The sequence below is a fragment of the Pseudomonas sp. R4-39-08 genome (assembly GCF_003852275.1).
Lineage (GTDB): Bacteria > Pseudomonadota > Gammaproteobacteria > Pseudomonadales > Pseudomonadaceae > Aquipseudomonas.
In genome coordinates this window covers 195,695-206,927 of the sequence record NZ_CP027733.1, presented here as the reverse complement: position 1 = coordinate 206,927, position 11,233 = coordinate 195,695, and the positions used below count along the sequence as shown (strand labels likewise).

Annotated in this window: 7 protein-coding genes; all 7 read right to left on the bottom strand. The window is 62.8% G+C overall.

Annotated elements, in window-relative coordinates; all coding sequences use genetic code 11:
- Window positions 1-8 precede the first annotated feature (8 nt).
- The gene (locus tag C4J88_RS00830) at window positions 9-1,730 is read right to left on the bottom strand and encodes a ShlB/FhaC/HecB family hemolysin secretion/activation protein (protein WP_124405958.1); all 1,722 of its coding nucleotides are present in this window, start codon (window positions 1,728-1,730) and stop codon (window positions 9-11) included.
- A 506-nt stretch (window positions 1,731-2,236) separates the two neighbouring features.
- Complete coding sequence (gene pgaD, locus C4J88_RS00825; RefSeq protein ID WP_124405957.1) at window positions 2,237-2,719, bottom strand: poly-beta-1,6-N-acetyl-D-glucosamine biosynthesis protein PgaD; 483 nt, start codon at window positions 2,717-2,719, stop codon at window positions 2,237-2,239.
- A 2-nt stretch (window positions 2,720-2,721) separates the two neighbouring features.
- Window positions 2,722-4,062 (bottom strand): poly-beta-1,6-N-acetyl-D-glucosamine synthase, encoded by a 1,341-nt coding sequence (gene pgaC, locus C4J88_RS00820; RefSeq protein ID WP_124360713.1) that lies wholly within the window; start codon window positions 4,060-4,062, stop codon window positions 2,722-2,724.
- Between the two features lie 2 nt (window positions 4,063-4,064).
- Window positions 4,065-6,062, bottom strand: a complete 1,998-nt coding sequence (gene pgaB, locus C4J88_RS00815) for a poly-beta-1,6-N-acetyl-D-glucosamine N-deacetylase PgaB (RefSeq protein ID WP_124405956.1) — start codon at window positions 6,060-6,062, stop codon at window positions 4,065-4,067.
- A 12-nt stretch (window positions 6,063-6,074) separates the two neighbouring features.
- Window positions 6,075-8,555, bottom strand: coding sequence for a poly-beta-1,6 N-acetyl-D-glucosamine export porin PgaA (gene pgaA, locus C4J88_RS00810; protein WP_124405955.1), 2,481 nt, complete (start codon window positions 8,553-8,555; stop codon window positions 6,075-6,077).
- 304 nt (window positions 8,556-8,859) lie between these two features.
- Window positions 8,860-10,356, bottom strand: a complete 1,497-nt coding sequence (locus tag C4J88_RS00805) for a YdgA family protein (RefSeq protein WP_124405954.1) — start codon at window positions 10,354-10,356, stop codon at window positions 8,860-8,862.
- A 239-nt stretch (window positions 10,357-10,595) separates the two neighbouring features.
- Window positions 10,596-11,228: an NADH:ubiquinone oxidoreductase subunit N gene (locus C4J88_RS00800; RefSeq protein ID WP_124365346.1), complete on the bottom strand. Its 633-nt coding sequence runs from the start codon at window positions 11,226-11,228 to the stop codon at window positions 10,596-10,598.
- Between the last annotated feature and the right edge of the window lie 5 nt (window positions 11,229-11,233).

Below are 11,233 nucleotides of genomic sequence, written 5' to 3'. Positions count from 1 at the left end.
GCGTTGAATTACAGGAAGAAATCCATGCGGAAGTAGATCGGCGCTTCGCGCTCGGTGATCACGCCAGGTCTTTCTAACGAATGGGCAAAGGTCACGCTGGTGCTGACGTTTTTACCGCGAGCGAACAGTTCCAGGGAGTTGCTGGAGACCCGCCCATGCAGGTTGTCGTTGTAGCGGTCGTTGCTGATCACGCCCTGGTCGTAGCCGACGCTGGCGCCGTATTCGAAAAAGGCCGGGCGCATCCAGTCGAGGGTCACCGGGCGCGCCCAGCGCACTTCGTTGCGCCAGTAGCCGCCGCTGTCGCCGGTCAGCAGTTGGTCCTTGAAGCCGCGCACCGAGGCCGAACCGCCGAGGCTCATGCGCTGGGGCGAAAAGAGGATGTCTTCGCTGCGTTGGCCGGTGGCCAAACTGCTGAAGCTGAACGACTCGCCCCACAGGCTGAACGGTTGCAGGTAGCTGACGGTGGCGGTGTATTTGCGGTAGCGCGAATTCGGCTGACGCCGGCCAAATTCATCGCGCTCTTCCTGCGACTGGGCGTCGAGCAGGCCGATGCCGTTTTGCATGCCCAGGTCGAGGTTGACGAAGGCGCTGCCGATGCGCCGGCCGTGGTTGATGCCCAGTTGCAGTTCGCTGAGGCGGTTGCTGCTGGGCGCGGTGCGCACGTCGAGGAGGTAGTTGTTGGTGCGCAGGTGCGCCAGGCCGACGTTGACCGAGGTCTTGCTCACGTCATCGCGGTGAATCACCCGCTCGGCGCGCAGTTGGTGGTTCTGGTTGTCGCCGTCCTGCTTGTACTTGGCGTTATCGACGAACAGGTAGGTGCGGTAGTCGCTCTCGTTGTAGCTGTAGCTGAAGTTCCACCAGCCCCACGGTACGTTGTAGTAAAGCAGGGTGTTTTTCGAGGTTTTCTGATGGTCGCTGATGGCGTCGTGGCCGCCGCGCAGCATCAACTGGTCGCCCAGGCCCAGCGGGCTGTCCCACTCAAGGCCGGCGCCCCATTGCTGTTCGCCGGTGCTTTTCTGGCCGTCGTTGTTGCGCGACAGGCTGGCGCGCCAAGGCTTTTGTGCGGTGTTCTTGACCACCACGTCGCTGCCGCCGACCTGGCTGCCGGGGGTCAGCTCCATCTGCGCCTGTTTGGACGGCAGGCGGTTGAGCTGGTCCACCAGTTGCTCGATTTCGCGCAGGTTCAGCGCCTCGCCGACCTTGCCGGGAAAGGCCATGGCCAATTCGCGCTCGGTCACCGTGCTGCCTTCGGCGCTTTTCAGGGCTTCGAGCTTGCCTTCCACCACCAGCACTTGCAGGTGGCCGCTGGAGAGATCCTGCTGCGGCAGGTAGGCACGGCTGGTGACGCGGCCTTTGCCGAGGTAGTAGTCGGTGATGGCCTTGAGCAGTTCGTTGAGCTGGGACACGCCCAGGCACTGGCCGATGTAGGGCTTGAGCAGGCGCGCGCGGTCGGAGGCCGGCAGGCTGTCGGCGCCTTTGAGTTCGATGTCCTGGATCGGAAAGCAGCGCGTGTCGGCGGAGGTGGCCGGGGCTTCGGGCTTGATTGCCTTGCCGGGCAGGTCCTGGAGTTCCTGCAGACGCCGTTGCTGCTCTTCGAGCAGGCGGTTTTGACGGTCGCGGATCAGGTCCTGGTCGCCGGGGGTGGGGGCGGCGAATGCAGTGTTCAGGCCCAGGCAAGTGAGCAAGACAGTGCATAGAAGAAACCGAGTCCGTGGCATTAACAGAGGCATGTTCGATCCGTCGAAAATCAAGGGCCGGCAAACTAACATCGAACTTCCAGCAGTCCAAGACGCTGGGCTGTTGGGTGTTCAAGGGTGCCAGACACTTAATGTATTGATTAGTAACAAAATTTAATTATCTAACAGCGTTAAGGCCGATTGCTGGAACGTTTAATCCGACCGGCGGCAGCTGTTTCGATGAGCATTCGACTGAGCAGCCATTGATCGCCATTATTTAGCCATCAGGTGTCGTCGCTAGGTTAGTACCGGGGATTGGAGGAAAGTTCGCGGGGGTTTTGTGAATTGGATCCCACTTATCGGAATTTCGAGAACAGGGATTGAACCGCTGCGCCTAGGGGATCGTTCCCATGCTCCGCGTGGGAATGCAGCCCGTGACGCTCCGCGTCACCTGTGTGAGCGGTTGGCGGGACGCGGAGCGTCCGAGGAGGCATTCCCACGCGGGAGCGTGGGAATGATCTTTACCCTCCCACATTGGGTATTCGCAGCATTGGAAGAGCCTAGCCAATGCCCTTGTCTTTTTCCGAGCCGGGCACCAGGGCCAGGCCGGGGCGCTCGACGTCGCGGGATACGTGGGACTTCACTTCTCCCACGCCACCCTCTTCATCGTTGTGGATCACCAGCACGCCAGGCCGGCGCAGTTGCTCCAGGTCGCCCGCGCCGAGGTTGAAACTTTCACTCAAGTGCTGGTCGCTGAGCGCATTCGCCTCGGCGCGCCGCTGGGCGAATCTTCGCCCTTTGCGCTGCTGGTAGCGCGCCCAGGCGATCAGGATCACGGCGTTGAACAGGGCGATCCACAGATAGATCTGCAAGGTGTTGAGCGCGGCGAAAATCGGCGCTTCCAGGCGCGGGCCGCCGTGGGTTTCGAGCATCGCGCTCATGCCCCGGGCCAGCAGCCAGACCAGGCCGCCCCAGGCCAGCAGGGTGAGCAACACATCGATGATCCACATCATCAGGTGCTGGCGGGTTCTGACCAGTTTCATCGTCACGCCTCCTCTTGGGCAGGTTTGATACCACGGTCCGGGCTGACCCAGCGGGCGCGTTTCTGGTGCTGGTTAAACAACACCTTGGGAAAGCTGACCAGCGTGGTGAACAGGCTCACCAGCCAGAACACCATCGGGTACCACACGGTCCAGAACAGGGTTTTCCACAGGTCTTTTTCGTAGCGCCGGTCGATCAGGATGCTCACCGCGAACTGCAGCAGGCACACCATTGCCAGGACCAGTCCGGTAAACGCCGGGGGCACCAGGGAGACGACGGTAATCGCCTGCGGCAACACCATGAATTTACCCAGCCCCCAGAAAAACACCGAGAGCAGGAAGGTGAACGCCCAGCCGGTGGACAGGCAGTACTCGAACAGCAGCGGCCACAGGTAGCGATGGCGCCATTGCCAGATGCCGCGGATATTTTTGAACAGCACTTCAGCACCGCCCTGGGCCCAGCGCAGGCGCTGTTTCCACAGGCCGCCGACGGTTTCGGGCATGAGGATCCAGCACAGCGCGCGCGGCTCGTAGAAGATCGCCCAGTGGTCGAGCTGCAGCTTCCAACTCACGTCGATGTCCTCGGTGATCATGTCGGTGCTCCAGTAGTCGATGCGGTTCAGCGCCTTCTTACGGAACGCCACCACCACCCCCGACACGGTGAAGATCCGCCCGAACACGCGCTGGGTACGCTTGATCAGGCCGATGATCGAGGAGAACTCGCCCACCTGTACCCGGCCGATCAGGGTTGAGCGTGTGCGTACACGCGGGTTGCCGGTCACGGCGCCCAGGCGCGGGTTGTCGAGCATCGGCGCAACCATATAGGCCGCCGCGTTTTTGTCGAGCAACGCATCGCCATCGATGCACACCAGGTATTCGCTGCGCGCGGCCACCGCCCCCATGCGCAGGGCCACGGCCTTGCCCTGGTTCTGCGCCAGGTGCAGCACGCGCAGGCGTGGGTGTTGCAGCGCCAGCGCGTCGAGCACGGCGGCGGTGTTGTCGCTGGAACCGTCGTTGACCGCGATCACTTCGATGTTCGGATACACCTGGGCCAACGCGGCGGCCATGGTGTCGGCGACGTTATCGCCTTCGTTGTAGCAAGGGATGATGATCGAGATCAGCGGGTTGCCGGCCAGGGTCGGCGCCGGGGTGTCTTCCTTCCACGGCCAGTGGCGCTCCCAGTGCAGCCAGAAGTACAGGCCGCCGGCGATCCACAGCGCAGACATGAACAACGGGTAGAAAAACACGAAGTCCATCAGGAACTGCCCGGTGACCAGGAAGATCAGGCCCAGGGGCACCCCCAGTACCAACGCCAACACGAATAAAGCCAGGATTCTGTCGAACATGATCAAGGGTTCCACTGGTTGGAAAGGGCCGGGCGTACGGTCTTCAGGTCCGGCGAGTTTTCCAGGAAGTTGTCCGGGTAGTAGCCAAAGCTCTTGACCCCCTGGCGTTTGAGCACACCCATCCATTCGGCCATTTGCACAGCGTTGATATCGGGCGCTTGCTGGGTACGCCAGTCCTTGGCTTGCAGTTCGAACACGGTGCGCTCCAGCGCACCGGGGCGGGCCTTGACGGTGGCGACCAGTTTTTCCAGCCAGGCGTTGGAGTTCTCCAGCGACTGGCCTTCCATCAGCGGCATGGCCATCGGCGCGGTCCAGTCGTAGGCCTGCAGGAAGTCATCGAGGTTCTGCGCGAACCAGGCTTCGCTGGCCGGGTTCAGCATCGGCTCGGCGAAGATATTGCGCGCGGTCAGCACCTGCGGCCCAGCGATGGCGCGCACCTTGGTGGTCAGCTCCTGGGTGAAATCGATCAGGTAGCGGCTTTTGAAGCGGGTCCAGCGTTGCAGCGTTGCCGGGTCTGCGCGCAAAGCGGCGATGCTGCTCGGCAAGCCATTGGCCGCATAAGCCTTGAGCGCGGCGGGGCTGGCGTCTTCGAAGTCCGAGAGCACGGCGTCGTCGTGGTACAGCACACCGTCGATGGCGCTGTTGCGGGCGAGGTCTTCGTAGATCTCGCCGATGATTTTGCGCACCTGCGGGTCGAACGGCGACAGGCGTTTGTACTGATCAGGATCGGCGCCCAGCTTGCCGCTTTGCGGGTCCCAGCGAGTCACGCGGGGCAGCTTGGGGTCGAGGGCGAAACTGAGCACCGGCATCCACGCATACACCGCAGCATGGGCGCGGGTGTGCAGTTGCCAGGCGACGCGGTTGAACAAGTCGGCGCGCACCGGCAGATGACGGTTGGGGAAATACAGCGAATGCACCAGGCCGTCACCCTTGGGGTCGGCGAAGGCCTGCAGGAATACCGTGCCGACGCCCATGTCCACTACCCGCTGGACCAGTACGTCGAGATTGCGCGCCTGCTGGGCCGGGTCGGGGTCGTAGACGTTGTCCAGGTCCACGTGCAATACGCGCAGCGGCGCCGGGGTCTGCGCCGCGACGATGCTGTTGGCGAAGTGCTCGCCGTCCGGGTCGGAGGCCACCAGGAAGCGTGGGCTGTTCATCAGGTTGCCGGGGCTGTCGAGGCCGTCTTCCAGGGTCAGGGCCATCTGGTAGCCCTGCTCGCTGACCACCGCCAGGGACGTGCCTTTGGCCGCGCCGTACGGCCACACCCACACCCGTGGCGCCTTGCCGGTCACGCTGCGGATTTTCTGCGTGATGGCCGCCACATCGGCCCGCATCCGCGCCTGGAATTGCGCTTGGGTTTCATAGCGTTGGGTCGCCGGGTCGTAGCGCAACGAGGTCGCCGCCGGCTCCAGGTTGCCCTGGGGGTTGGCCAGAATCCCGGTGTGGCTGGCGTCGGTGTGCGCGGCGATTTCCACCAGGCCCGACTGGGACACTTCACGAATCTGCTGCCAGGTGAGGAATTCGCCACGCGGTCGCGGTGAGCCGGCGAAGTCCACCGGCTTGTTCAGCGGCGTATCGATCCAGTAGCCCACCGGCGCCAGCACGGCCGGCCAGTGGTAGGCGCGCAGAATCGGCATCACGCGGGTGTAGAAGCTCGTATAACCGTCGTCGAAGCTGAGCATCACGGCCTTGGGCGGCAGTTCAGGGCCACCGTTGCGCGCCGCCAGTATCTGGTCGACGCTGACCGCCTGGTAGCCATTCTCCCGCAGCCACGACAGTTGCTCGATCAAGCGTTCGGTACGCACCGCCACCACCGTCTGGTCGGGGTCGCGATCATTGACGTCGTGGTAGGCAATGCCCAGGAAATGGTTTTTCGGCCAAGGCGCTTCGTTCGGCGCTGTTGGCCGCTGCGCGGGTGGGGTGTAGGGCGCGGGTTGCTGGGCGCAGGCGGCGGCCAGCATTACACCCAGGACCAACAAGCAACGGCTGAGGACGGTCATGGTCAGGCTCTTCTAGAAACGGTAAGTGAGGTCGACGAGCAGGCGCAGATCGCGTTCGCGATCACCGTCATAAGGTCGGCTGATCAGGCTGAGGTTGGCGCCCATTTCCAATACGTCGTTCCAGCGAAAGCGTTGGCCGTAACCGATAAGGCCGATGCCGCCGGTGGAGTAGTCGCGCTGGCTGTAGGTGCCCGCACCGATCTGGAACTGCTGGCTCCACTGGGTCTCGTAGCGGTGATAGAGCACGTGATTGACGTTGATCATCGGTAACACCGTGAAGTCCGACTTCGGGTTGAAGTACGCGGTGTCTTCCTTGCTGTTGCGGCTGGCACCCACTTCCAGGCCCAGGTCGACTTGCACATGGGGCGAGCTGTAGAGGCCTTCGCGGCCGCTGAGCAGCGCTTCGAAGCGGTCGTTGCCGTCACTGAAGTGCGACGGGCTGAGGGTCAGTTTCCACTCGCGGCTTTCATTGGCGCGCCAGCGGATAAACCCACTGCCGCCATTGGCGGTGACGCCGTCGTTCAAGGCGCGCAATGGCGTGGTGGTGAGCAGGTAGCCGACGCTGCCGCCGTACTGCCAGTGGTCGTTGATGTCGCGGGCAATCGACACTGCCGCGCCTTGCTTGGAGCCATCGCCGTAGGAATGGTTGGACACTTCGGCCTCAATGGTCATGTCGCGGGTACGCCGCTCCACGCCAACGCGCTGCCAACGGTGCTGGCCGGTGCCTTCGCTGAAGTCGGCGGTGGCGTAGCCGGCACCGGCGAACAGGCGCCAGTCTTCGTCGATGGGCGGCGTGTAGATCACGCTTTCAATGCCCCAGTCACGGCTACCGGCCACGGCACCGGCGTCGTTGTCATTGCCCCCGCCATAGCTTTTGCCGGTGTAGGCCTCGACGCGCAGTTCGGCCATGTCATGTACATCGCGCAGGCGGCGCAGGCGTTGCACTTGGCGGTTGTCCGGGTTGCGCGCAACCACGTCGTCGGTGAGGGCGTCCATCTGGCGCCACTCCTGCAGGTCCATGGCGGTGTAGGCCTGGGAAACTTCCAGGCCGATGTCGCGTGGGGCCTGGGCTTCGGTTTCCTTGAGGGTGCCTTCGGCGCGGCGCGGCCAGTCACGGGCGCGGTACATGTCGGCCTGGGCCAGGCGCAGGCCGACGTTGCCCGGCGCCTTGGCCACCAGGGCTTCCAGGCTGGCTTCGCTGCCCGGCAGGTCGCCGCCGAAGGTGCCGGCCTGGGCGGCCAGTTGTTGCGCGTCCATCCAGTTGTCGTTGGGGTTGCCAATCGGCAGGCCCTTGAGTTCGACGCGGGGGTTCTGTTCTTTGGCCAGGGTGTTGGCGACCTGGCGGGCGTCCTCGATCTTGTCGCTTTCGAGCAACGCGTAGAACAACGCGGTGCTGTCGTCGACGCGGTAACTGGCGTCGGCATCCGGTGCGCTCAACACCTGGCGGTACAGCGGTTCGGCTTGTTCCGGCTGGCGCTGGTCGAGGTACGACGCGGCAACCCAACGCAACGCGTAAGTGGGCAACTGCACGCCTTCGCCGGTGAGGGTCTGGTATTCGCGGATCACTTCAGCGGTACGCGCCCTGGCCTTCAGCGCGCCCAGGCGGTCGATGCGCCAGCGCACCACGTCGTCATGGGCGCTGGCGTCCGGGGCCCAGCGGGCAATCAGCCGGTCGTAGTCATTGTGCGCGCGGTCGGCCACCACGTAGCGTTCTTTTTCGGTGCGCGTGGCGAACTCGGCGATGCGCACGCGCTCGGCGGCGAGGTCGCCTTCCAGACGGCGCTGGGTCACCGCATCCACCAGCCCTGGGCGTTTGGCCGACAGGCGCAGCGCGGCTTCCGGCAGCCGGGCCTTTTGCAGGGCGACGATGTATTCACGGGCCACGTCGGGTTTGTCGCCGGCGCGTATAAACGCCTGGTCGAATTCAAACAGTGCGTCGTAGTTCAAGCCGGCGCGGCTCAGCGCATAGCCCAGGGCCATGCGACGGTTGGGGTCATTCGGCTGCGCGGCCACCAGCGCGCGCAAGCGTTGCACCGCCTCGGTAGCTTTGCCGCCATCGGCCTGGGTGAGCGCCAGGCCCAGTTGCAGGTCGATATTGTTTGGTTCACGCACCAGCGCCTGGCGATAGACCGTCTCGGCCTGGGCCCACTGTTTTTGATTGCGATAGGTGCGCGCCACGGTGGCCAGCGCCTGGCTGGTCAGGTTGCGATTTTTGCCCTGGGCTTCATACACCTTCAGCACTTCGGCGTCCTGCCCGGCCCAACCTGCGATCACCAGGTGATCGCTGACCTGCCCAGGGGTTTGACGTTCGGCGGACAGTTGGCGCAGTTGAGTCAGGGCCGGCGTGAAGTGGCCGTTGCGGGCCTGGATGATCAGCGCGTCATAGGCAGGGTCGGCCACGGCGTAGGCGGGCATCAGCAATTGGCTGCACAGGGCTGCTCCGATGAGCAACCGCAACCGGCCTGATGCACTGAGTGAATGGATTGGCAACATGGCGTCAGCTTCCTTACAAGGAAAGCTGCAACGATGGGTGATCCTGAGCGATGTGCATCAGGGTGTCGGCGTCTCGGGACCCGACCTAGCTTTCCTATGGGAACTATCCCTCAGCCAGGCGAGGCCAAGGGTAATTCAGAACAATTGTTCAGAATTGGCTGAAAGCGATTTCTTGCCGAACACAAAACAAAATGTGGGAGGGGGCTTGCTCCCGATGGCGGAGTGTCAGTCAGTAAATTTTTAACTGACCCACCGCTATCGGGGGCAAGCCCCCTCCCACATTTTTACCGCATTTCTGACTTGCTTACTGCGCGCCGCTCATTGCGCCGGCCTTGGACATCACGAAGCTGATGAACTGCTCAACCGTCATCTTCTGGCCATTGAAGGTCACTTCGTTGTTGGCGTAGTGCAGCTTGGACACCACATCGGTACCTTCCAGGGTTGCCAGTTGAGTACCCACGGCCATGCCGCTGACCATATCGGCCGCCATCTGCGATTGCTGTTCGATGGCTTTCGGGTCGGTCACGCCGCCGACCTGCGCCTGCAGCGCGGCCACGTCGCCGATCATCGGCTTGGACAGGATCAGGTTGGCGTCCAGCAGCGAGATCATCTGCTTGCCCAGTTCAACCGGCGGCAGTTCCATGGAGGCCGGCTTGGCCAGGTCCAGCACCAGGCTGAACTTGCTTTCGCCATGGGTGGTTTTCAGCGACAGGTTTTCCACGGCCAGTTGCGGCTTGGCGGCCAGCACCTGGTTGACGTTGGCTTCGGCCAGGGTCTGCTCGGCTTCGGTCAGTTGCAGCTCCGGCGCGGGTTGGCCGGCAGCAGCGGCGGCTTGCACCGGCTGCATCTTGTCCTGATAGAGCTTGGTCAGCACCAGCATCGCCGGGATATCGACGTTTTTCATGCTGACGGCCATGGCGGCCGAGCCCACCGGCTTACCCTGGTAACCGATCTCGTCGATCTTGTAGTCGACGCGGCCGGCCAGGTTGTTGTCCTTGGTTTCGCTGGAGTCTTTCTGCTCGAAGCCCTTGAGGGTCAGCACGGCTTTCTGCGGGCCGAAGGTAACCTTGGTGTCGGTCAGTTCGATGGTGTTCTGGCCGGTGTAGAACCCGAAGGTGGATTTGGCCAGGTTGCTGGCGACGGTCAGGCCGGCCAGTTCGGCTTCGAACGCGTCGCCGTTGGCATCGACCGCCGCGATCTTGAGGCTGTTCATGTAGCCGTCGGCCTTGACCTTCTGGCCTTCGGCGCTGCTGTCGAAGTCGAGGTTGGCGCCGGAGAAGCTCACCGAGGACTTGTCGTCCTTGAATTCCAGGGGCAGCAGTTCGACGTTGCCGCTGACCGAACGGCTGTAACCGATATTGGCCACGCCTTTAAGCGGCGACACGTCTTTGCTGGCGGCGAACCATTGTTCGGTGGTGGCGTTCTTTTCCAGTGCGTAGTGACTGGTGGCCATCACTGGCAGCCACTTCAGGCTGACCAGGCGCGAGAACGGCAACGGGCCGTGTTCGATATGGTCGACGAACAGCAGCTCAGGGTTCGGGTTTTGCTCGCCGAACACACTGCCCTGGCCCTTGAGGCGGTAGTGGGCGGTGCTGCTGAACACGCCGCGGTCCAGGGACACCAGTTCCAGGGACACGCTGCCGTCGACGCCGGCCATGGAGGTCTGCAGTTCCTTGTTGGCGTTCTGGATCGCGGTTTGCAGGACCGGCTCCAGTTGTTTACCGGTGTACCAGGCGCCGCCTGCACTGACGACGCCAACGGCGACAACGAAACCCAAAAGAACGACTGCTGGCTTATTCATGAAGTGACCTGATCAAATCCTGTGAGAAGTGGGCTGTCTTCCTTGAACTGTAGGAGCGAGCTTGCTCGCGAAGAACGCACAGGCACCGCGTTCATTCAGAATGCACGCGTTATCGTTGACGTTTTTCGCGAGCAAGCTCGCTCCTACAGTACTGGCCCGTATGGCCGAAAGGCTGGGGAAGATTAGCACTGGCGGCCGCAAACGGCCCAGCCTTTCAGAGGGATCAGTTCAGCAGGAGTTCAGGAGTACTCCAGTTCAATTTCATCCAACTGGTGATCGAAACTCTTCAAGCGCGCCGTCCAGGTGTAGACCAGCACCTCAAACTCGCGGTGTATGACCGCATTGCCGGGGGTGTCGGTCTTGGGGTCACAGAAGTCCAGTTGGTAGCGTTCACGGGCCATCTGCGTGGCGACATCGGACAATTCCCGCGCATTATTGAGCCAGTGCCTGCCATCCGCGACCTGCCGGTCGAGCACCACGCACTGTTTCTTGAGGACTTCGAGGCTTTTTTCCAGGGGCGTGCCGGTGAGGTCGCCCATGACTTCCTGGAAGGTGCGCCCGGGTTGCCAGTAGCTGCCCCAGAAATAGCGGTCGAACACGGTTTCGACACGGCGCAGGGCAACCTTGGTGTCCCAGATCGTTACGCGGGTCTTGCCTTGCTCGAGCAGTTTTCGCTTCACCCGCTGGTTTTGATAGGACGCCCAGGCCACCACGCCGATGGACAAGGTGCCGATGACCAGGCAGGCGCTGTCGAGAAACACCATGGCCTTGTCGAGCTGGTGGGCGAGCATGACCCCGTAGAAATACGCGGCCGATAACAGCACCAGTGCGAAGAGCACGCACCAGAAAGCGGGAGCATAAGGGTTTTTCATTATTG

Coding starts and splice junctions, on each gene's coding strand:
- pgaB (WP_124405956.1), bottom strand. CDS start 6,062: ATGACCGTCCTCAGCCGTTGCTTGTTGGTCCTGGGTGTAATGCTGGCC.
- C4J88_RS00830 (WP_124405958.1), bottom strand. CDS start 1,730: ATGCCTCTGTTAATGCCACGGACTCGGTTTCTTCTATGCACTGTCTTG.
- pgaA (WP_124405955.1), bottom strand. CDS start 8,555: ATGTTGCCAATCCATTCACTCAGTGCATCAGGCCGGTTGCGGTTGCTC.
- pgaD (WP_124405957.1), bottom strand. CDS start 2,719: ATGAAACTGGTCAGAACCCGCCAGCACCTGATGATGTGGATCATCGAT.
- C4J88_RS00805 (WP_124405954.1), bottom strand. CDS start 10,356: ATGAATAAGCCAGCAGTCGTTCTTTTGGGTTTCGTTGTCGCCGTTGGC.
- pgaC (WP_124360713.1), bottom strand. CDS start 4,062: ATGTTCGACAGAATCCTGGCTTTATTCGTGTTGGCGTTGGTACTGGGG.
- C4J88_RS00800 (WP_124365346.1), bottom strand. CDS start 11,228: ATGAAAAACCCTTATGCTCCCGCTTTCTGGTGCGTGCTCTTCGCACTG.